The sequence below is a fragment of the Rhodococcus sp. Leaf233 genome, assembly GCF_001426165.1.
GTDB classification, from domain to species: Bacteria; Actinomycetota; Actinomycetes; order Mycobacteriales; family Mycobacteriaceae; genus Rhodococcoides; species Rhodococcoides fascians.
In genome coordinates this window covers 1,000,246-1,020,385 of the sequence record NZ_LMRO01000001.1, presented here as the reverse complement: position 1 = coordinate 1,020,385, position 20,140 = coordinate 1,000,246, and the positions used below count along the sequence as shown (strand labels likewise).

At 64.8% G+C, this 20,140-nt stretch carries 22 protein-coding genes; 8 read left to right on the top strand and 14 right to left on the bottom strand.

Annotation, left to right across the window (positions count from 1 at the left end):
* Position 1: 1 nt before the first annotated feature.
* The 5 genes from ASH04_RS05030 to ASH04_RS05010 form a co-directional block, all read right to left on the bottom strand.
* Positions 2-835: a carbohydrate ABC transporter permease gene (locus ASH04_RS05030; protein ID WP_027498037.1), complete on the bottom strand. Its 834-nt coding sequence runs from the start codon at positions 833-835 to the stop codon at positions 2-4.
* Entirely contained in the window at positions 835-1,779 is a 945-nt protein-coding gene (locus ASH04_RS05025) for a carbohydrate ABC transporter permease (protein WP_032406323.1), read from the bottom strand. Before ASH04_RS05025 ends, ASH04_RS05030 begins: the two co-directional genes overlap by 1 nt.
* Complete coding sequence (locus tag ASH04_RS05020) at positions 1,776-3,098, bottom strand: ABC transporter substrate-binding protein (protein ID WP_057472856.1); 1,323 nt, start codon at positions 3,096-3,098, stop codon at positions 1,776-1,778. Before ASH04_RS05020 ends, ASH04_RS05025 begins: the two co-directional genes overlap by 4 nt.
* A 196-nt stretch (positions 3,099-3,294) precedes the next feature.
* The gene (locus ASH04_RS05015) at positions 3,295-3,783 is read right to left on the bottom strand and encodes a general stress protein (RefSeq protein WP_027498040.1); all 489 of its coding nucleotides are present in this window, start codon (positions 3,781-3,783) and stop codon (positions 3,295-3,297) included.
* A gap of 99 nt (positions 3,784-3,882) precedes the next feature.
* Complete coding sequence (locus ASH04_RS05010; RefSeq protein ID WP_057472855.1) at positions 3,883-4,839, bottom strand: HpcH/HpaI aldolase/citrate lyase family protein; 957 nt, start codon at positions 4,837-4,839, stop codon at positions 3,883-3,885.
* A 60-nt stretch (positions 4,840-4,899) separates the two neighbouring features.
* On the opposite strand from ASH04_RS05010, the gene ASH04_RS05005 reads away from it, so the two are divergent.
* The 6 genes from ASH04_RS05005 (at position 4,900) to ASH04_RS04980 (ending at position 11,250) form a co-directional block, all read left to right on the top strand.
* Positions 4,900-6,174 carry a magnesium transporter MgtE N-terminal domain-containing protein gene (locus ASH04_RS05005; protein WP_027498042.1) on the top strand — a complete coding sequence of 425 codons (1,275 nt, stop codon included), beginning with the start codon at positions 4,900-4,902 and terminating at the stop codon, positions 6,172-6,174.
* A 20-nt stretch (positions 6,175-6,194) separates the two neighbouring features.
* Positions 6,195-6,725, top strand: a complete 531-nt coding sequence (locus tag ASH04_RS05000) for a DUF1003 domain-containing protein (RefSeq protein ID WP_045840756.1) — start codon at positions 6,195-6,197, stop codon at positions 6,723-6,725.
* Positions 6,726-6,850: 125 nt separating this feature from the next.
* Positions 6,851-7,723 (top strand): lytic transglycosylase domain-containing protein, encoded by an 873-nt coding sequence (locus tag ASH04_RS04995; RefSeq protein WP_027498044.1) that lies wholly within the window; start codon positions 6,851-6,853, stop codon positions 7,721-7,723.
* Positions 7,724-7,793: 70 nt separating this feature from the next.
* Entirely contained in the window at positions 7,794-8,930 is a 1,137-nt protein-coding gene (locus ASH04_RS04990) for an Mrp/NBP35 family ATP-binding protein (protein WP_057472854.1), read from the top strand.
* 92 nt (positions 8,931-9,022) lie between these two features.
* Positions 9,023-10,480, top strand: coding sequence for an amino acid ABC transporter substrate-binding protein/permease (locus ASH04_RS04985; protein WP_027498046.1), 1,458 nt, complete (start codon positions 9,023-9,025; stop codon positions 10,478-10,480).
* Positions 10,477-11,250: an amino acid ABC transporter ATP-binding protein gene (locus tag ASH04_RS04980; protein WP_051365249.1), complete on the top strand. Its 774-nt coding sequence runs from the start codon at positions 10,477-10,479 to the stop codon at positions 11,248-11,250. Before ASH04_RS04985 ends, ASH04_RS04980 begins: the two co-directional genes overlap by 4 nt.
* A gap of 162 nt (positions 11,251-11,412) precedes the next feature.
* Here ASH04_RS04980 and tatB read toward each other — a convergent pair whose 3' ends face one another.
* From tatB to sigE, 4 genes are all read right to left on the bottom strand, one after another.
* The gene (gene tatB, locus ASH04_RS04975) at positions 11,413-11,877 is read right to left on the bottom strand and encodes a Sec-independent protein translocase protein TatB (RefSeq protein ID WP_057472853.1); all 465 of its coding nucleotides are present in this window, start codon (positions 11,875-11,877) and stop codon (positions 11,413-11,415) included.
* 18 nt (positions 11,878-11,895) lie between these two features.
* Positions 11,896-13,401, bottom strand: coding sequence for a S1C family serine protease (locus ASH04_RS04970; protein ID WP_032383844.1), 1,506 nt, complete (start codon positions 13,399-13,401; stop codon positions 11,896-11,898).
* A gap of 84 nt (positions 13,402-13,485) precedes the next feature.
* Positions 13,486-13,812 (bottom strand): hypothetical protein, encoded by a 327-nt coding sequence (locus ASH04_RS04965; RefSeq protein WP_057472947.1) that lies wholly within the window; start codon positions 13,810-13,812, stop codon positions 13,486-13,488.
* 16 nt (positions 13,813-13,828) lie between these two features.
* Complete coding sequence (sigE, locus tag ASH04_RS04960) at positions 13,829-14,455, bottom strand: RNA polymerase sigma factor SigE (protein ID WP_045840779.1); 627 nt, start codon at positions 14,453-14,455, stop codon at positions 13,829-13,831.
* 239 nt (positions 14,456-14,694) lie between these two features.
* Between sigE and ASH04_RS04955 the strand changes: the two genes are divergently transcribed.
* The gene (locus tag ASH04_RS04955; RefSeq protein ID WP_032365496.1) at positions 14,695-15,306 is read left to right on the top strand and encodes an O-methyltransferase; all 612 of its coding nucleotides are present in this window, start codon (positions 14,695-14,697) and stop codon (positions 15,304-15,306) included.
* A gap of 61 nt (positions 15,307-15,367) precedes the next feature.
* On the opposite strand, the gene glgC is transcribed toward ASH04_RS04955, so the two are convergent.
* Positions 15,368-16,582 (bottom strand): glucose-1-phosphate adenylyltransferase, encoded by a 1,215-nt coding sequence (glgC, locus tag ASH04_RS04950; protein ID WP_027498053.1) that lies wholly within the window; start codon positions 16,580-16,582, stop codon positions 15,368-15,370.
* A gap of 76 nt (positions 16,583-16,658) precedes the next feature.
* Here glgC and glgA point away from each other — a divergent pair, with 76 nt between their 5' ends.
* A complete protein-coding gene (glgA, locus tag ASH04_RS04945) occupies positions 16,659-17,822 on the top strand; it encodes a glycogen synthase (protein WP_027498054.1) in 1,164 nt (387 codons plus the stop codon).
* Here glgA and ASH04_RS04940 read toward each other — a convergent pair.
* From ASH04_RS04940 to ASH04_RS04930, 4 genes are all read right to left on the bottom strand, one after another.
* Positions 17,792-18,670, bottom strand: coding sequence for a methyltransferase domain-containing protein (locus ASH04_RS04940; RefSeq protein WP_057472852.1), 879 nt, complete (start codon positions 18,668-18,670; stop codon positions 17,792-17,794). The two genes, glgA and ASH04_RS04940, sit on opposite strands and share 31 nt — an antisense overlap.
* 157 nt (positions 18,671-18,827) lie before the next feature.
* The gene (locus ASH04_RS26040) at positions 18,828-18,995 is read right to left on the bottom strand and encodes a DUF3117 domain-containing protein (protein WP_008714277.1); all 168 of its coding nucleotides are present in this window, start codon (positions 18,993-18,995) and stop codon (positions 18,828-18,830) included.
* 96 nt (positions 18,996-19,091) lie between these two features.
* A complete protein-coding gene (locus ASH04_RS04935) occupies positions 19,092-19,700 on the bottom strand; it encodes a DNA-3-methyladenine glycosylase I (RefSeq protein WP_057472851.1) in 609 nt (202 codons plus the stop codon).
* Positions 19,697-20,092, bottom strand: coding sequence for a DivIVA domain-containing protein (locus tag ASH04_RS04930; protein WP_057472850.1), 396 nt, complete (start codon positions 20,090-20,092; stop codon positions 19,697-19,699). Before ASH04_RS04930 ends, ASH04_RS04935 begins: the two co-directional genes overlap by 4 nt.
* Positions 20,093-20,140 lie beyond the last annotated feature (48 nt).

The window sequence follows — 20,140 nt, the reverse complement described above, 5'->3', positions numbered from 1 at the left end:
GTTATCCCTTCACTGCGCCGGACGTCAAGCCCGCCACGATACGTCGTTGGAAGAAGAGCACAAAAATGATGATCGGGATCGTGATGACGACGGCGGCTGCCGCGATCGATCCCGTGGGCTCCTCGAACTGAGAGCTACCGGTGAACTGCGAGATGGCCGCCGGGACGGTGACCGAACGTTCCGTCGCCGTCAGCGAGATGGCGAGCAGGAGGTCGTTCCAGGCGAAGATGAACACCAGGATCGACGCGGTGACGATGCCGGGTGCTGCCAGCGGGGCGATGACCTTGCGGAAAGCCTGTGCGGGCGTCGCTCCGTCCATCTTCGCTGCCTTCTCCAGCTCCCACGGGATCTCGCGGAAGAACGCGGAGAGGGTGTAGATCGCCAATGGCAACGCGAAGGTGATGTACGGGATAATCAGACCCGGCCAGGTGTCGAACAGCCCGAGCGAGCGCGAGATGTCGAACAGCGGTGTCACCAACGAGATCTGGGGGAACATCGCGATCAGCAGAGCCGCACCGACCAGGAGCTTCTTGCCCGGAAAGTCCAGCCGGGCAACGGCATACGCGGCCATGGTGCCGATCACGACGGCGATCACAGTGGTGATCAACCCGATTCCGATGGAGTTCACCAGCGCCGAGGTGAACTGGTTGGTGGAGAAGATGCCCTTGTAGTTCTCCAGAGTGAACGACTGCGGGATGAACTTTCCGTCGGCGATCGTGGCCGTCGATTTGAACGACAGGCTGATGATCCACGCCAACGGAACGAGCGCGTAGAGGAGGACGAGGACGTTGACGACCGTCCAACCGACCTTCTTGCGAGGCGTAACAGTGGTCATTACTTGCGGCCTCCGTCGTCGGATCCCGGTGCCGAGGCACCGAACAACTTGATGAACACGAACGCGATGATCGCGACGCAGAAGAAGATCAGGATGCTGATCGCCGACCCGAGTCCGAGGTTGAACGCGCCGAACAGGTTGTTGTAACCGAGAATCGACACCGATCCTGTCTCGTTGCTCCCTCGGGTGAGGACGTAGATGTTGTCGAAGATGCGGAACGCGTCGAGCGTGCGGAAGAGCACCGCGACGAGAATTGCCGGCTTCATCAACGGAATGGTGATCCGCATCAGCCGCGTCCAACCACCCGCTCCGTCCACCTCGGCGGCCTTGAGCAGATCGTCGGGCACCAGAGCCAGGCCTGCCAGCAGCAGCAGAGCCATGAACGGGGTCGTCTTCCACACCTCGGCCAGAACCACGATCGCGAGCGACGGGAACTGCTCGGTGAGTGGCGCGCTGCCGTCGGGCAACAGGTTGGCGAGATAACCGGTGCCCGGGGTCCAGGCGTAGTACCAGCTGTACGCGGCGGCGACGGTCACGATGCCGTACGGAATGAGCACCACGGTGCGGACGAGTCCGCGGCCGAAGATGGTGCGGTGCATGACCAGAGCCACTGCCAGACCGAGGATGAACTCGATGATCACCGAGATGATCGTGATGCCGGCGGTGACGCCGAATGCCGTCCACCAGTAGCCGTCGGACAGCACGGTCACGTAGTTGGAGATGCCGACGAATTGGCGATCCTCGGGGAACGCGAGGTTGTACTTCTGCAGACTGAGCCAGAAGGCGTAGACGATCGGGTAGCCGGTGACCGCGAGCATCAGGATCGCCGCGGGTGCGACGAGGAGCAATCCCAGGCGTCGTTCGGCTTTCTTACCGTCGGAGATGTTCTTCAGAGCCGCCTGCCGATCGGCGGGCTGCGGCTGCGATTGGGTGGGATCGCTCATGGAATCAACCCTTCGGAATTGACGGCCTTGCTGACCAGTTCTGCGAGCTTGTCCACGTCGGCAACCGGATCGATGTTCTGCGGCGGGTTGAGGGCATCGGTCAACAGAATCGAAATGCTCTGGTAGGCAGGCGAAACGGGCCGCACTGCCGCGGACTCGATGGAACCGAGCACCCCTTCCCATGCGGGATAGACGGCCTGGAACTCCGGATCGGAGTACAGCGACTTCAGCACCGGGGGCACGCCGCCGTTGACGGCGTTGTTGCGCTGATTCTCCTGGTTGGTGAGGCACTCGACGGCTTCCCAGGCGAGGTCCTCGTGCTGAGTGGTCTTCGCGACGCCGATGTTGAAGCCGCCGATGGTGACCTTGGCGGGCTCCCCCGCGTTCACCTCGGGGTACGGAGCACTGCGGAAGACCTCGGCGATGCGTGCATCCTGCTGATCGGCAGGCACATTCGCCAGATCGAGGAACGACACTGCCCCGGCGACGGCGTTCTCCTTCAGGCCGGGAAGCACGAACGGGTAGTTGACCTGGAAGGCCATCCGTCCCGACTCCATGCCGAGTCGCGCTGTCGCCTCGTCGCTCTGCGAGACCGAAGGATCGCGGCCGTCGGCCGTGGCCACCCGCTTGATGATCTCGAGGGCCTTCTCGGTGGCGGCGCGGTGCTCGGGAGTGTCGTTGAGGGTCACCGTCGTTCCGTCTTCGGCGACCACCGACCCACCCGCGCTCTCGAGCAGCGAATTGAACCAGACCATGAAGCCCTCGTACTGCTTGGCCTGCACACCGATCTGAGCGGGCTTACCGGCGGCCGCGTTGGCCTCGGCCACGTCGATCAGCTGATCCCACGTCTGCGGCGGGGTGCCGCCCGGCACCTCGTCGGGCCGGTACCAGAGCAACTGGGTGTTGGAGTTGAGCGGAACGGCGTAGAGCTGGTCCTGCCATTCCGCAGTGGCGAGCGGACCTTCCAGGGTCGACCCGTCGCGCAGCTTCGCCGAGAGGTCGTCCGGGACGGGCAATGCCCATCCGGCCTCGGCGAATTCGGCGGTCCAGACCACGTCGAGCGTCATCAGATCCAACGTCTTGTCGTTTCCGGCGAGACGCCTCGCGAGCTGCAGGCGCTGATCGTTGGCACTCTTGGGCAGCGTCCGCTGCTCCACCCGGTACCGGCCGTTGGAGGCGTCCGAACACACCTGTGCCGCAGCGGCGTACTGCTCTGCGCCGTCTGCGGCAGTGTAGAAGCTCAGAACCGGAACCGAACTGTCCGACGAACCACACGCTGCGAGCAACGGACTCGTCACCAGAGCCGCTGCCACCAACACCCCTATCCTCGTTGCTTTCCCACGCCTACGACCACGATGTCTCGGCACTGTCCCGCCTCCGTACGTTCGGTTACTCGCGCAGCCCTTGTGTCGGCACTGCCGTGCACGAGAGAAACGTAACCGAACTCACTGGCCTCGAGGGCGATTTGGGGCTATTCCGTTACCTGTCGGTTGCCTGGTCGTCCAACCGGTGTGATCAAATCGACAGTTTGGCGAGCAGGTCTCGTGCTTTCTCCGCCGTCCGAGGCTCGCAGATGACGTCGTAACGTCCGGCGACCAACTGCATGCTCGACGCGAAATCGCGCTGCCCCTTGGTGGCCGCGTACGGAATGGACGCCGAGATCAAACCGAAGATGATGCCGCCGCCGACGCCGATGAGCAGAGCTCCGAAGATGTTCTCGCTGAAGATGCCGAGGACCAGGCCGAGGAAAACCCCGAGCCACGCTCCCGAAACAATGCCTCCACCAATAACTTTGGGCCAGGTGAGGCGGCCGAGGACGCGTTCGACCTGCATCAGATCGACGCCGACGATGGTGACGTCCTGTACCGAGAATTCCTCGTCGGAGAGGAAGTCGACGGCGCGCTGCGCCTCGGCGTAGGTGGGGTAGGAACCGATGGGCCAACCGGACGGCGGCGTCGGCAGTCCTTGCCCTGGGCGGCCCGGCTGTGAGAGGGGATTGGTCATGACTCCATTGTGCCCCGAAACGGACTTTTCCGGTCGCTTCTGCAGGCTCCGCTCCGGCACCGTCACACCCATTGTTCGGCTCTCGGACAACCGCCTCGATCAGGAGATCGGCGGCTCGAACGTCGTCGTGCGTGTCAGACCGGCCGCGCGGCCCTTCGCCGAGACGACCAGCGCCATCTTGCGGCTCGCCTCGTCGATCATCTCGTCGCCGAGCATCACCGCACCGCGAGCGCCGCCCGCCGCCGAGGTATGGAACTCGTAGGCGTCGAGAATCATCTCGGCCTTGTCGTAATCGTCCTGTCGTGGCGCGAAGATCTCGTTGGCCGCCTCGATCTGCGTCGGGTGCAGCACCCACTTGCCGTCGAACCCGAGGCCGGCCGTCCGTCCCGCGGCCCGGCGAAACGCGTCGAGATCACGAATCTGCAGGTACGGGCCGTCGATCGCCTGCAATCCGTGCGTCCGAGCCGCCAGCAGGATCGTCATCAGAATGTGGTGATAGGCGTCGCCGGTGTCGTATCCCACCGGCTGTTCCCCGACGACGAGGGTGCGCATGTTGACGCTCGCCATCAGGTCGGCCGGCCCGAACACCAACGTCTGCACCCGGGGGCTCGCGGTTGCGATCTCGTCGATGTTGCGCAGGCTGCGTGCGCTCTCGATCTGCGGCTCGATGCCGATGGCCCCGACGTCGAGACCGTGCTCCTTCTCGAGCTGAGTGAGCAACAGATCCAACGCCTGTACGTGCGCGCCACCCTCGACCTTCGGCAACAGGATGGCGTCGAGATTTCCACCCGCCCCGGAGACGACGTCGATGACGTCTCCGTACGTCCACTGCGTCGTCCAGTCGTTCACGCGCACGACCTTGAGCTGATCGCCCCACCCGTCGGAGTTCAACGCGTCGACGATGCGTGCGCGGGCCTCGACCTTGGCGATCGGCGCGACGGCATCTTCGAGATCGAGGAAGATCGCGTCGGCAGGCAGGCCCTTGGCCTTGGCGATCATCTTGTCCGAACTGCCCGGAACGGCCAGTACCGATCGACGCAATCCCGAAGCACCCATCGAAAGCACTACCCCTGTCTGATTCACCCGCTGTATTGCCCTGCCTCTAACCTTGCCATCATGGCAGCACTGAGCAAGGTATTCGCGGCCAGGCTCGCCGGCCTCGGCGTCCTGGGCCCCGACGGCGAATCGATCGGGCGAGTGCGCGACGTGGTGGTCTCCATGCGCGTGGGCAGGGCACAGCCGCGAGTCCTCGGACTCGTGGTCGAATTGGCAACGCGCCGAAGAATTTTCGTCCCGATGCTACGAGTGACCAGCATCGAGCCCAACTCCGTCCAGCTCACCACCGGCAACGTCAGTCTGCGCCGATTCACTCAGCGCGCGAACGAGATTCTGGTGTTCGCGCAGATCCTCGACTCCAAGGTCCGCGTCGACGATCCCGAACTCGACGAGTTGCACGACACCGATTCCGTCGTCGTCGATCTCGGCATCGAGCTCACCCGAACTCGAGACTGGAAGGTCGCACGCGTGGCGGTGCGTAAGCAGCGCCAACGCCTTGCGCGGCGCGGTGCCATCCACGTCGTCGACTGGCAACACGTGCAGGGGCTCACGCAGAACGAACTGTCGATGCCCGACCAGGGTGTGGCGCAGCTGTTGATGCAGTTCGAGGACCTGCGCGCCGCCGACGTGGCGAATGCCATGCGCGAGCTCCCCGTCAAGCGCCGCATGGAGGTGGCGCGGGCATTGGACGACGAGCGCCTCGCCGACGTCGTCCAGGAATTGCCCGACGACGATCAGGTGGAGCTGATGCACTACCTCGGAGTCGACCGTGGTGCCGACGTGCTCGAGGCCATGGACCCCGACGACGCTGCCGACCTCCTCGGCGAGCTGCCCGAGACCGAAGCGGAATCGCTTCTGCGACTGATGGATCCAGAGGACTCCGCGCCGGTGCGCCGCCTGCTCGAGCACTCCCCCGACACCGCCGGCGGTCTGATGACGCCCGAGCCCGTGATCCTCACCGCGTCGACGACGGTGGCCGAGGCCCTCGCTCGGGTACGCAACCCCGACCTGACGCCTGCGCTGGCCTCACTCGTGTTCGTGGTGCGGCCGCCGACCGCAACACCGACCGGCCCATATCTGGGCTGTGTTCACCTGCAGCAACTGTTGCGAGAACCCCCGGCGAGCCTGGTGGGCGGAGTCGTGGACAGCGCACTCCCGCGGCTGTCCCCCGAGGACAGCCTGACCGCGGTGACGCGGTACTTCGCGACGTACAACCTCGTCTGCGGCCCGGTGGTCGACGACGAGGATCACCTGGTCGGGGCCGTGACCGTGGACGACGTCCTCGATCACCTGCTGCCCGAGGACTGGCGAGATCAGGAAGTGGCCGGACAGTGAAAGAAACAGCACGCCAGAGAATGGACACGCCGCGCGGTTCGCGGCTGTTCAACGTCAACTTCGACTTCGATCTCGGCAAGTCGGGTGAGAAAGCCGCCAGGTTCTTGGGCACCGGACGCTATCTGGCGATTCAGACCGGCATCGTCATCGTCTGGATCTTCCTCAACGTCGTGGCCGTCAATCTGCAGTGGGACCCGTATCCCTTCATCCTGCTCAACCTCGCCTTCTCGACGCAGGCCGCGTACGCCGCGCCGTTGATCCTGCTCGCCCAGAATCGGCAGGACGACCGCGACCGCGTCTCTCTCGAAGAGGATCGGTCGCGGGCTCAGCAGACCAAGGCCGACACCGAGTTCCTCGCGCGGGAGCTCGCAGCTCTGCGTATCGCCGTCGGTGAAGTCGCCACCCGTGACTATTTGCGCCGCGAACTCGACGACATCAGGGCGTTGCTGGAACAAGCGACGGGTCAACCCGCCAACGCACCGAAGAAGGCGCGCAAGAAAGCGGCCGCGCGCCTGGCCGACGACGCGTCGGGCGAGACCGACCCGCAATAGACCGCGCACCGCTCCGCGCCTGGTAACGGCCCGATAACGGAACAGTCTCGAATCAGGTACCCTCGATCCCGGTCATCAGGTCGGGCCCCGGAGATCATCCGGGGAAATCAGGAGGTACAGCGCGCGTGGGTCGTCACAGAAAAGCATCGAATTCCAAGGTTCGACGGAACTCGGTGATTGCTCTGGCAGGCCTCGTCCCCGCAGGACTCGTCACGGCCGCGACCAGCGCCGGAGCCACCGAATACATCCCGTTCGTCACCGCCAAGACGGCCCCGGCCGCACAGGAATCGAACTCCGTGGTCGAGACCCCGCAGCCGATCGCCCAGGACCAGCAGGCGCAGCCGGTGGCTCAGGCCGAGCTGCCGACACCCGCCCCGGTCCCCGCGCCCGCCCCGGCTCCCGAGATCCCGCCCACACCCGAGCTGCCCACCAACCTTGCTGTCAGCCCCATCGCGATCCCGGTCGTCAACGTCTCCGCCTACAAGAACGCCGAGCGCATCCTGGCCCAGCAGCAGCCCGGCTGCGGCATCAGCTGGACCGTCATCGCCGGCATCGGCCGCGTCGAGTCCACCCACGCCAACAACGGCAAGGTCGACGACTCGGGCGAACTGCACGAGCCCATTCTCGGGCCGGTTCTCAACGGCACCCTCGCCGGCAATCAGGTGATTCGTGACACCGACGGCGGCGCGCTCGACGGCGACACCCAGTACGACCGCGCAGTCGGCCCGATGCAATTCCTGCCCTCTACGTGGAACCTCTACCACGCCGACGGCAACGGCGACGGAGTCTCCGACCCACAGAACCTGTACGACGCGGCCCTGGCCACCGGTATGTACCTGTGCGACGACGGCACCAACGCCCGCGACCTGGCCTCGACCACCCGAGCAATCCTGCGCTACAACAATTCGATGGCCTACGTGGCGAACGTGCTCGCATGGTCGGCCGGTTACGCCACCGGCATCGTGCCCTCCTCGGACCAGCTGCCGCGGATTCACTGAATTCAACGCAGCACTAGATCGAGCTGCCCTGCTGTTCATCGGGAGTCGGCGCACCGCCTAGCATGAAGCAATGGCTGTACTGACCGAATCCGACGTTCGGACCGCGCTGACGAAGGTCATCGACCCCGAGATCCGTAAACCCATCACCGACCTCGGCATGGTCAAGAGCATCGACATCGCCGCCGACGGAGCCGTCGGCGTCGGCATCTACTTGACGACCTCCGGTTGCCCGATGAAGACCGAGATCAGCGATCGCGTGAAGAACGCCGTCGCCGACGTCGAGGGTGTGGGCACCGTGACGGTCGAACTCGACGTGATGAACGACGAGCAACGCACCGCACTGCGCAAGTCCCTGCGCGGCGATTCCGCCGAGCCGGTCATTCCCTTCGCGCAACCCGGATCGCTGACGCGCGTGTACGCGGTGGCGTCGGGCAAGGGCGGCGTGGGTAAGTCCAGCGTGACGGTCAACCTTGCCGCGTCCCTGTCCGCCCGCGGCCTGTCGGTGGGTGTGCTCGACGCCGACATCTACGGCCATTCCGTTCCCCGCATGCTCGGCAACGACGCGCGACCCACGCAGGTGGAGAAGATGATCATGCCGCCGCAGGCGCATGGCGTGAAGTTCATCTCGATCGCTCAGTTCACCGAGGGCAACACCCCGGTCGTCTGGCGCGGACCCATGCTGCACCGGGCCTTGCAGCAATTCCTCGCCGACGTGTTCTGGGGCGACCTGGACGTGCTCCTCCTCGATCTTCCGCCCGGCACCGGCGACGTGGCAATCTCTGTCGCACAACTAATTCCGAACGCAGAGATCCTCGTGGTCACCACCCCTCAGCAAGCCGCTGCCGAGGTCGCCGAGCGCGCCGGAGCGATCGCACTGCAGACGCGTCAGCGCGTCGCGGGCGTCGTGGAGAACATGTCGTGGCTCGAGCTGCCCGACGGTACCCGGATGGATATCTTCGGATCCGGTGGCGGACAGGACGTATCGGATCGCCTCACCAAGGCCGTGGGTGCCAAGGTGCCTCTGCTGGGCCAGATTCCGCTCGACACCGCCGTCCGTGAAGGCGGCGACGCCGGCACTCCGATCGTATTGGGCCACCCGAATTCGCCTGCGGCACAAGCACTCGAGGCGGTCGCCGGAAAACTTGCCGTGCGCGAGCGCGGACTGGTGGGAATGTCGCTGGGAATCGACACAACTCGGAAACTGTAAGGCAGGCGCTTATACCCGACAAACGACGCGGGGAACAGGGTTGGAGCCTTATGATTTGCCTTCAATCCTACTGTCGATAGAGAGTGGCCTTCATGAAGAAGCCGCATCGGGTCAGGCCGGTCGTCGTTCCGGTACTGATCGCACTGCTGATGACCCTGCTGGGATCCGTACTCGGTCCCGCGCTGGCGTCGGCCCAACCTGCCCCGCCTGCCCAGAATTATTCGATCGCGACAGACACCACGTTCGCGCCCTTCGAATTCCAGGACGAGACAGGCAAACTCGTCGGAATCGACATGGACCTGCTCGCGGCCATCGCCGTCGACCAAGGCTTCGACTACACCGTCGAGCAGGTCGGATTCGACACCGCACTCCAGGGCGTCACCAGCGGCCAGTTCAACGGAATGATCGCCGGCATGTCGATCACCGACGAGCGCAAGGCCACCTTCGACTTCTCCGATCCGTACTTCGATTCCGGTGTCCAGATGGCGATTCTGGATTCGAACGACGAGATCAAGGGCTACGAAGACCTGCGCGGTAAGTCGGTCGCGGTCAAGAACGGCACCGAGGGTGCGACGTTCGCGACGTCGATCGCCGATCAGTACGGCTTCACCATCCGCAGCTTCGACGACTCCGCGACCATGTTCGAGGAAGTGCGCACCGGAAACTCCGCAGCGGCCTTCGAGGACTACCCGGTGCTCGCCTACGGCATCACCCAGGGCAACGGCTTCAAGACGGTCACCGAGAAAGAAGCCGGTGCCAGTTACGGATTCGCCGTCGCCAAGGGCACCAACGCCCAATTGCTCGACCAGTTCAACACCGGCCTCGAAAACCTGCGCGCCAACGGCCAGTACGACGAAATTCTCGACACCTACCTCAACGCCGACGCGTCCACCGCCGACACCTCCATCCCCGGCCTGATCGCCAGCAGCTGGCAGTTGCTGCTCAAGGGTCTGTGGCTCACGATCGTGCTGACCGTCATCTCCATCGCCATCGCGTTGGTACTCGGCGGCATCTTCGGCCTGTTCCGCGTCTCGACCAACATCGTGCTCCGCGGCATCGGAACCACCTACGTCGACATCTTCCGTGGCACACCACTTCTGGTGCAGGCATTCTTCATCTACTTCGGCGTACCCGCGGCACTGAACTTCCAGATGTCGGCGTTCACCGCAGGCATCATCACACTCTCGCTCAACGCCGGTGCGTACATGGCCGAGATCGTCCGCGGCGGCATCCTCGCCGTCGACAAGGGCCAGATGGAGGCGTCCCGCAGCCTCGGCATCAGCTACCTCAAGTCGATGCGAAAAGTGGTGATGCCACAGGCAATTCGCACGATGATCCCGTCGTACATCAATCAGTTCGTCATCACACTCAAGGACACATCGCTGCTCTCGGTCATCGGCCTCGCCGAGCTGACGCAGACCGGTCGTCTGATCATCGCTCGCAACTTCGAGTCGTTCAACATGTGGCTCATCGTCGGCGTCCTGTACTTCATCATCATCATGGCTCTCACCAAGCTGTCGAACCGGCTCGAGAAGAGGATCAACAAATGAGCACCGAACTGACCAAGGACCTGCCGGTCGACAAAGGTCCGGGAACGAAGATCTCGATCAAGGCCCTGCAGAAGGCGTTCGGCGACAACACGGTTCTCAAGGGCATCGACGCCGAGATCGCCAACGGTGAAGTGGTCTGCGTGATCGGACCGTCCGGCTCCGGCAAGAGCACGTTCCTACGCTGCCTGAACAAGCTGGAAGACATCACCGCCGGATCGGTCGTCGTCGACGGAACCGACCTGACGGCGAAGAACGTGGACCTGGACAAGGTGCGCCAGAACATCGGCATGGTGTTCCAGCACTTCAACCTCTTCCCGCACATGACAGCCCTCGAGAACGTCATGCTCGCACCCGTCGAAACCAAGAAAATGACGAAGTCGCAGGCCAAGGACGCGGCCCTGCAGCTGCTCGAACAGGTAGGACTGTCCGAGCGTGCCGACTACAAGCCCGCCAACCTATCCGGTGGGCAGAAGCAACGCGTGGCCATCGCGCGGGCACTGGCCATGAACCCGTCGATCATGCTGTTCGACGAAGCCACCAGCGCCCTGGACCCCGAAATGGTCGGCGAAGTTCTGCAGGTACTGCGCGACCTCGCCAAGGGCGGTATGACGATGGTGGTCGTCACCCACGAAATGGGCTTCGCGCGTGAGGTCGCGGATCGAGTGATCTTCATGGCCGAGGGCGTCATCGTCGAAGAGGGAACACCCGACGAGCTGTTCGGGAACCCGCAGAACCCACGCACCCAGGACTTCCTGAACAAGGTGCTCTAGCCACTGGCCCGCCCGCTCCCGCCGCCCCGCCCCGCCGCGGATCAATGCGCCTTTGTTGCACTCAGAGCGACTGAATCCCACATTCATCCGACGGGGGGGCGCAGCGGTCGGGCGGGCGCAGCCTGCAGACTGGGTGGTTCGTCGGGCCGGTTGGGGCTATGCCTACGTGGCGTCCGCGTCGATGGGCGGGGTATCGCCCGCCGCGAGTTTCGGTTCGTTCTTGCTCATCGACACGGCTCCCCCGGATGTACTGCCCGAGGACACGCCGTTCTGCGGGGTGGGCCCGCCGACGTTCTTCGGCTTCGTCTCGAAGGGCTTGCCCTTGAAGGTGTCGTCCAGCGGGTTCTTGAAGACCGAGTCGTCGCCGTCGAGCAGGTGTTTGGTGATCACGGCTCGGGGTGTCATGCCGCGGAGTTGGTTGAGGTCGGCGAGGGGCTTACGCAGGTCCTCGAAGTCGGTGCCGAGCTCGTCCTTGAGTTGTTGGCTCGCGCCGTTGGCGTAGTCCTTGACCTGGCGGAGGGATTTGGACACCCAGCTGATGGCACCGGGGAGACGATCCGGGCCGAGGATGACCAGAGCTGCTACGAGGAGAATGACGAGCTCTCCCCAACCGATGTTGCCGAACACGGGTGCCAGCCTACGTCGTCAGTCGGAAACCGGCGTGACGGACAGGTCCACCAGCCGTCCGGAGCGGACGAGTTGCACCGGCACCGCCTGGCCGATCGTGGTTTCCTGCACCGCGACGACGAGCTCGTCCGCGTCCCCCACCGAGCGGTCGCCGACCTTGGTGATGACGTCCCCTTCGACGATTCCGGCTTGCTGGGCCGGCCCACCGGCCCGGACGTTGGCAACTTCTGCGCCGGCCGAGGTTTCGTTGATCACCGAACGCGCGTTGATCCCGAAATCCGGGTGCCGCATGACGCCGTCCCGAATCAGGGCCTGCGCTACTTCGGTGACCTCGTCGACGGGTATCGCGAAGCCCAGTCCCACCGATCCGCCGCTCTCGCTTCGGATGGCGGAGTTGATGCCGATGACGCGACCTTCGAAGTCGATGAGGGGGCCACCGGAGTTACCCGGGTTGATGGCTGCGTCGGTCTGTACCGCGTCGATGACGGCGTTGGTGTCGGTGCCCTCCCCCGACAGCGCGACGGGGCGGTCGAGCGCACTGACGATGCCCGAGGTGACCGTCTTGTTCAGGCCGAGCGGCGACCCGACGGCGATGACGTCCTGGCCGACGCGGACGTCGTCGGAGCGCCCGAGCTGAGCCTCGGTGAGGTTGCCGACGTCCGTCTTGAGTACGGCGAGGTCGGTCTTGGTGTCGCGGCCGACGATGCGTCCGGGCACTTTGGTGCCGTCGGAGAAGGTGACTTCGAGAGTCGACTTGTCTTCGTCGGATGCGGCGAGCGAGATCACGTGGTTGTTCGTGACGATGTAGCCCTCGTCGGCGTCGATCACGACGCCCGAGCCGGTGCCTCCGGTCTCGCCGAGGGTCACCTGAATGGAGACGACCGACGGCAGGACCGCGTCGGCCACCTTGCTGATCTGGCCGCGTGGGACGTCGTCGCCACTGGACTGGGTCAGTGTCACTTTCTGGCTGGTCAGTGCGCCGGTCACTTCGGCGGTCAGGCGGCCGAACAGTCCACCGACCAAGCCGATGACGAGGGCAACGACACCGAGTACGACGAGCGCCCGCACGGATACCGATCGCCCGAACAAGACGTCGCGCACGCCGAGCTTGGTTCCAGGAGGGAGTACAGGAGGTGGTGGGGTGTCGAGGGCCGCGCCGCCCAGCGACACTCGGGACGCGGGATCACGCCACGGATCGGCCGGAACCTGGGGGCCGGCGTCGGACTCGTCGACGGCGTCAGGGTCGCGCTGCAATGACTCGGTGGCGTCGTCGGGACGTCCGAAGGCCTCGGCCAGGACGGGGTCCGGCGGCCGGACCGACAGCCGGGAAGGCAGTTGTTCGTCGGGGCGACGTGGGGAGAACGAACCGCCGACGTCATCGGGACGTCCGAACACCGAGGCCGACACCGGATCGACGGTGGGTCGATGGACCGGACGCGGCGGCAACCGTGGACCTTCGTCTGCTGTGCCTGTGGTCTCGGTGCTGGTCGAATTCGATGTCACGCGTCCGGTTACCCCTCGCATACGTCGGTGTGAGAGTTCAGTATCACTCGAGCGGTCGGGGCAGCTCGATGCAGGTGAGGACTCGTCGGGCAGAAAACGCGGCGGTCAGCGTCGACGACGGCGCACGGCCTCGACGGACGCAATGAACGACCGCTTGGATCGAGCGGGCCCGTCTTCGCCTGCACAGGACGGAATCTGGCTCAGCAAACCGAGGAGCGAATGTGGCATCGACATCTCGCCTGCTCCGCGCAGCGCACGACGCGCCTGCTGCTGCGCCTCGACCTCGGCCGAGCATTCCGGGCATTCGGAGAGGTGGTGAGCGGCGCGGAGGTGAGCGGGCATTCGTAGTTCACCATCGACGTAGGCTGCGACGGCTTCACTGGCCAGATGTTCGGTGGAGCTGAATTGCCGAGGCTTGCGTGCCTGCGTCATCCAACCCTCCTCGTAGCTAGTGGACACTTGCGTGACCCGAGTCGACCTTCCCGTGCACTCGAAGGTACTCCCGTAGCGCGTGACGGCCACGGTGAATGCGACTACGAACCGTTCCGAGCTTGACGCCCAGTGTCGCACCGATCTCTTCGTACGACAGTCCTTCGATGTCGCACAACACGATTGCGGCGCGAAACTCGGGTGCCAGCGAATCGAGCGCAGACTGCAGATCCGGGTCGAGGCGAGCGTCGTGGTAGATCTGCTCGGGGTTGGGCCGGTCCGACGGAACACGGTCGTAGTCCTCGGGCAGTGCTTCCATGCGGATACGGCTGCGGCGACGAACCATGTCGAGGAACAGGTTGGTCGTGATGCGGTGCAGCCAGCCCTCGAACGTTCCCGGCTGGTAGTTCGACAGGGAGCGGAACACGCGGATGAAGGTGTCCTGAGTCAGGTCCTCGGCGTCCTGGGCATTGCCGGAGAGGCGGTACGCGAGTCGGTAGACGCGGTCGCCGTGTTCGCGAACGAGCTCGTCCCAGGACGGCATGGTGGAGTTCTCGCCGGTCGCATCGAACACTGCGGTGCCGCTGAGGTCGTCGGGGGTGGGCACGGACTCGGGTAGACGAGCGATGTCGCGATCGCCGTTGATCTTGTAAATAGTTGGATCCTCCTGCTCAGGACTGCGTACGTCCTTCTGATGCAACCGACGACTACCCTCGGATGTTCCAGCTCACACTTCGCAATCGAGACGGACCTGCGATTCCTCCATAGCCTGACCGACCCGCGTGTGGGTCCGGTATGAATCACCTGAGGCCCACCTGAGAATGTGTGCGTGAGATCGAGCCCCGGGCACGATAACCTCGGGACGTGCCGACCAACGCCGAGAAGATGCTCGCTTATGCCGAAGACTCCGCTCAGGAGGACGAGGTTCTGATCGCAGCCAGAGAGCGAGCCGTCGACCTCGGTGCCGCTCCGGTGCCGCCGTCCGTCGGTGCCATCCTGAGCATCTTCACTCAGATGCTCGGCGCGAAGACGGTCGTCGAAATCGGAACGGGCGCGGGAATCAGTGGCCTGTGGTTGCTCGACGGTATGCGTGCGGACGGTGTGCTGACCACCATCGACACCGAGCCCGAGCACCAGCGGGCAGCGCGAGAAGCATTCCGGGCAGGGGGAATTGCGCCGTCCCGCACTCGGCTGATCAACGGCTGGGCGTTGGACGTGCTCCCCCGATTGGCCGACGACACCTACGATCTGGTCTTCATCGACGCCAGCCCTGCGGACCATCCGCACTTCGTCGCCGAGAGCGTGCGGTTGCTACGCCCCGGCGGAGTTCTGGTGCTGCACAACGCATTGCTGGGTGGCCGGGTTGCCGACCCGACTCAGCGCGACGCGACTGCGGTGGCCGTTCGCTCGGCCGCGCGTGCCATCGCCGAGGACGAGCGCCTGACGACGGTGCTGCTCCCTCTGGGCGACGGGTTGATCTGCGCGTCGCGGGCATGACCATGTGAGTGGAAATTCGTAGCACGCTACGAATTTCCACTCACATGCCGCAGGCTCTGCTCTAGATCCAGACGCCCTTGCCGACGGAGACGACTCCCCCGGCACTGACGTTGAAGCGTTCCCGGTCGCGTTCGAGATCGACTCCGACGATTTCGCCGTCACCGACGACGACGTTCTTGTCCAGGATCGCGTGCCGAACGACGGCACCCTTGCCGATCCGGACTCCGGGCATCAGGACGCTGCCTTCGACGGTCGCGCCGCTGTCGATCATGACGTTCGAGCTCAGTACCGAGTTGCGGACGGTGGCGGCGCTGAGAATGCAGCCGGCACCGACGACGGATTCCTGAGCGAGGCCGCCTTGCACGAACTTGGCGGGCGGCAGATTCTCGGCCGATCCGCGGATGGGCCAGCGGCGGTTGTAGAGGTTGAAGATGGGATGCACCGACACGAGGTCCATGTGGGCGTCGTAGAAAGCGTCGATGGTGCCGACGTCTCGCCAGTAGCCGCGATCGCGTTCGGTGGCACCGGGAACGACGTTGTCGTTGAAGTCGTAGACCGAGGCCACGCCTGCTTCGACGAGCGCCGGGATGATGTCGCCGCCCATGTCGTGGTCGGAGTCGGAGTTCTCGGAGTCCGCCTTGATGGCATCGACGAGCACCTTGGTGGTGAACACGTAGTTGCCCATCGACGCATACGTGACGTCCGGGTCGTCGGGCGTACCGGGCGGCTGCGCCGGCTTCTCCAGGAACTGGGTGATCTTGCCGTTCTCGTCCGAGTCGATGCAGCCGAACGCGAATGCCTCGCTGCGCGGAACCCGGATACCTGCGACGGTGACGCCCGCGCCGGAGTCGATGTGCTGCTGCACCATCTGCTCCGGATCCATTCGGTACACGTGGTCGGCACCGAAGACCACGATGTACTCGGGGTCCTCGTCGTACACCAGGTTCAGCGACTGGAAGATGGCGTCGGCGCTGCCGGTGTACCACCGGGGGCCGAGACGCTGCTGTGCCGGGACCGGAGTGATGTACTCCCCGGCGAAACCGGACAGTCGCCACGTCTGCGAGATGTGGCGGTCCAGGGAATGGGACTTGTACTGAGTCAGCACGCAGAGCCGGAGGTAACCGGCATTCACGAGATTGCTCAACACGAAGTCGATGAGTCGGTAGGCGCCCCCGAAGGGAACGGCTGGCTTGGCTCGGTCCGCGGTCATCGGGTAAAGGCGCTTACCCTCTCCGCCGGCAAGCACAATCCCTAGTACGTGCGGTTGTGTCCTCACCCACCCAACCTATCCGCACCGAGAGAACCTTGCTACCAGTACACGCACAACTGCCGGGGAATGTAGGTTCGTTCACGTGCGAGTAGCGATGATGACCAAGGAATACCCGCCGGAGATCTACGGTGGCGCAGGAGTTCATGTCACGGAGTTGACCGCGCAGCTGAAGTCGCTGTGCGAGGTGGACATCCACTGCATGGGAGCTCCGCGCGACACCGCACAGGTGCACGATCCCGATCCGGCACTCGCCGGAGCCAACGCAGCACTGACGACGTTGTCGGCGGAACTGCGGATGGCCAACGCGGCAGCGGGAGCGGACGTGGTGCATTCGCACACCTGGTACACCGGGCTCGCCGGCCACCTCGCGGCCGAGCTGTACGGCGTTCCGCACATTCTCACCGCGCACTCGCTCGAGCCGCGGCGACCGTGGAAGGCCGAGCAGCTGGGCGGCGGTTACCGCATCTCGTCATGGTCGGAAAAGAACGCGGTGGAATACGCCGACGCCGTCATCGCCGTCAGCGAGGGCATGGCCAAGGACGTGCTCGACGCTTATCCGCGCCTCGACCCGAGTCGAGTCCACGTGGTGCGCAACGGGATCGACACCGAGCGGTGGTACGCAGATCACGGCACGTCGACTCTCGACGAGATCGGGGTGGATCCCAGCAAGCCGATCGTCGCGTTCGTCGGCCGCATCACTCGACAGAAGGGCGTGGGTCACCTCATCGCCGCGGCACACCATTTCGATCCGTCGATTCAGCTCGTCCTGTGCGCGGGCGCGCCCGACACTCCGGAGATCGCCGCAGAAACCGAACGCGCAGTGGCGTTGCTGGCCGAGCAACGCAGCGGGGTCTTCTGGGTCAAGGACATGCTCCCCACCGACAAGATTCGCCAGATCCTCTCCGCCGCAGCAGTATTCGTCTGCCCATCGGTGTACGAGCCACTCGGCATCGTCAACCTCGAGGCGATGGCCTGCGAAACCGCGGTCGTGGCGTCGGACGTCGGCGGCATCCCCGAGGTCGTCGACGACGGCCGCACCGGACGGCTGGTGCACTACAACTCGTACGAGCCCGACGTCTTCGAGCGAACCCTCGCCGACACCGTCAACGAGGTTGCCCTGGACCCCGCACTGGCGACCGCGATGGGCAAGGCCGGCCGCGAGCGGGCCGTTGCCGAATTCTCGTGGGCCTCGATCGCGAAACAGACCCTCGCCGTCTACAACGACGCGCTGGCGCGTCGGGGCTGAGAGATCTTTCGGTAGGTCGACACCGTCACCGACGCGGTGACCGGGACGGTGTCGGGCAAATCCTTCAACGCCACGGACCGCGCGTCGGGGTCACCGTGCCGAATCGACGGCCCCATACCGATGAGTTCCTCGATGTCGTTGTGCGAGAGCATCATCGAGTACTCGAGCGGGGTCTCGGCCACCGACCCGAACAGACCCGACAGCGACTCACCGAGCCGACGGGTCTTGTCCTCTTCGACGCCGATCAGCCCCAGCGGCCCGCGCAGCTCACGCTGATGCCGCGACGTCGGCGTGACGACCACCAACGTGCCGTCGTCGCCGAGAACTCGATGCAGTTCACCGGCATTGCGCGGCGAGAACACACACGTCACCGCAGACACGGCACCCGCCCGAATCGGTAGCCCGCTCCAGATGTCCGCGACGACGCAACCGAGCCGGGGATGCGACCGCGCGGCTCGGCGTGCCGCGAACTTGGACACGTCCACCCCGACCCCCAGCGCGGCCGGACGCGCGTCCAGGACACCTGCGAGGTAATACCCGGTGCCGACCCCGACATCGAGGACCACGTCCGACTCGGGCGGAACAGCCGCCGACACCGCCGCCGCGATGGGCTCGAAATGACCGGCACCGAGGAACTTCTCACGGGCTGTGACCATCTCGGCCGAATCACCGGTGAACTTGCCGCCGTCGCCTGTCAACAGGCTGACGTACCCCTGCCGGGCCACGTCGAACAAATGACCACGATCGCACCACAGACTTCGATCGGTCTCACCGAGACCCAGGCCCGACTCGACCTCACGGACGCGGCACTGTGGGCAGACCAGCAATTCGACGACGTCGGTCAGCATCGAACACCTCTTTCGTATCGAGACAGATTCTTCGGCACTCCCCCGGAAACGACCTGCCGATCACAACACCGCTGATCACAACACCGCTGAACACAACACAAAGCCCCGCTGGCCGGTGCGGCGAGCGGGGCTGAGCGATGATCGATCGACGTGGCGATCAGCCGGTGACGCCCTTCAGTTCGTCACCGAGTGCCGCGGCCTCGTCGGGGGTCAATTCGACGACCAAACGGCCGCCCCCCTCGAGCGGGACACGCATGACGATTCCTCGTCCCTCTTTGGTTGCTTCGAGGGGACCGTCCCCGGTCCGGGGCTTCATCGCCGCCATCCTCTGCTCCCTCCAGATCTGCGCCCACCTGCTCGGCGCCTCGGCCTAAAAGATAAATTCGTCGCGGGGCGACGGAGTGTCCTGTGCCATTCTTCCCTATCGCCGTCGATGGGGGGAACCTGAGTCGGTATTCGTGACCTGCACCCAACACCTCGACAGGTGATCGTCGACCATTCCGGTGGCCTGCATCAATGCGTAGGCGGTAGTCGGACCGACGAACCGTAGCCCGCGGCGTTTGAGCTCTTTGGCCAACGCCGTCGATTCGGGTGTCGACGCGGGCACGTCGGTGAACTCCGTGAGCCGCTGTGACCTGGGCTCCGGCGCGAAAGACCACAGCAGAGTGTCGAGATCGGTGTCGTCGAGGTCGACGATCGCGCGAGCGTTGCTCACCGCCGCCTCGATCTTGAGCCGATTCCGCACGATCGACGCGTCGCTCATCAATCGCTCCACATCGGCGTCGTCGAAGCGGGCCACTGCCTCGGGATCGAATCCGGCGAAAGCAGTGCGGAAGCTTTCCCGCTTGCGCAGGATCGTGATCCACGCCAGGCCCGATTGGAACGCTTCCAGACACAGGCGCTCGTAGAGCTCATTGCGGCCGTGCAGCGGCTGCCCCCACTCCGTGTCGTGATAGGCGCGATACAGCTCGTCGTCGGTGGCACCCCACGGGCAGCGCAGCTTGCCGTCCGGCCCCGCGACTGCGCTCACCGTTCGTCCGACTCGACCGTGCCTGTGACGCCCGAACTATCCGTGAGGCCCGCACTGTCTGTGAGGCCGGCATTGCCGGGCTGCCCCGACAGCGGGGATCGAGAACCCGACTCCTGCGCCGCGGACAGCCGTGACCGCAGCATGTCTATCTCGCCGCCCAGGCGCTCGAGAGCCCAGTCGACTTCGCTGGGCTTGTAACCCCGCAACGTCTGCTGGAACTTCAACGCGCGCACATCGGCACCGGTGACTCCTTCGGCCGGCAGCACTGTTGCGGTGGTTCCCTCGGGCAACGGCCCCAGCTCTTCACCGCGACCGAACACCGCTGCGGCGATGAAGAACAACGCCGCAGCGACGACTGCAATGACGATGATGTAGATCAACAGCGTCAACATGCCACGATCTTGTCACGGCTGTCCGACACGTCGGCTGGACGCACCTGG

What these genes read in the sequence shown, in the direction of transcription:
- ASH04_RS05030 (WP_027498037.1), bottom strand. Translation starts at nt 835, where the DNA reads ATGACCACTGTTACGCCTCGCAAGAAGGTCGGTTGGACGGTCGTCAAC.
- ASH04_RS05025 (WP_032406323.1), bottom strand. Translation starts at nt 1,779, where the DNA reads ATGAGCGATCCCACCCAATCGCAGCCGCAGCCCGCCGATCGGCAGGCG.
- ASH04_RS05015 (WP_027498040.1), bottom strand. Translation starts at nt 3,783, where the DNA reads ATGACCAATCCCCTCTCACAGCCGGGCCGCCCAGGGCAAGGACTGCCG.
- ASH04_RS05010 (WP_057472855.1), bottom strand. Translation starts at nt 4,839, where the DNA reads ATGGGTGCTTCGGGATTGCGTCGATCGGTACTGGCCGTTCCGGGCAGT.
- ASH04_RS05005 (WP_027498042.1), top strand. Translation starts at nt 4,900, where the DNA reads ATGGCAGCACTGAGCAAGGTATTCGCGGCCAGGCTCGCCGGCCTCGGC.
- ASH04_RS05000 (WP_045840756.1), top strand. Translation starts at nt 6,195, where the DNA reads ATGGACACGCCGCGCGGTTCGCGGCTGTTCAACGTCAACTTCGACTTC.
- ASH04_RS04990 (WP_057472854.1), top strand. Translation starts at nt 7,794, where the DNA reads ATGGCTGTACTGACCGAATCCGACGTTCGGACCGCGCTGACGAAGGTC.
- ASH04_RS04985 (WP_027498046.1), top strand. Translation starts at nt 9,023, where the DNA reads ATGAAGAAGCCGCATCGGGTCAGGCCGGTCGTCGTTCCGGTACTGATC.
- ASH04_RS04980 (WP_051365249.1), top strand. Translation starts at nt 10,477, where the DNA reads ATGAGCACCGAACTGACCAAGGACCTGCCGGTCGACAAAGGTCCGGGA.
- ASH04_RS04970 (WP_032383844.1), bottom strand. Translation starts at nt 13,401, where the DNA reads ATGCGAGGGGTAACCGGACGCGTGACATCGAATTCGACCAGCACCGAG.
- ASH04_RS04965 (WP_057472947.1), bottom strand. Translation starts at nt 13,812, where the DNA reads ATGACGCAGGCACGCAAGCCTCGGCAATTCAGCTCCACCGAACATCTG.
- ASH04_RS04955 (WP_032365496.1), top strand. Translation starts at nt 14,695, where the DNA reads ATGCTCGCTTATGCCGAAGACTCCGCTCAGGAGGACGAGGTTCTGATC.
- ASH04_RS04940 (WP_057472852.1), bottom strand. Translation starts at nt 18,670, where the DNA reads ATGCTGACCGACGTCGTCGAATTGCTGGTCTGCCCACAGTGCCGCGTC.
- ASH04_RS26040 (WP_008714277.1), bottom strand. Translation starts at nt 18,995, where the DNA reads ATGGCGGCGATGAAGCCCCGGACCGGGGACGGTCCCCTCGAAGCAACC.
- ASH04_RS04930 (WP_057472850.1), bottom strand. Translation starts at nt 20,092, where the DNA reads ATGTTGACGCTGTTGATCTACATCATCGTCATTGCAGTCGTCGCTGCG.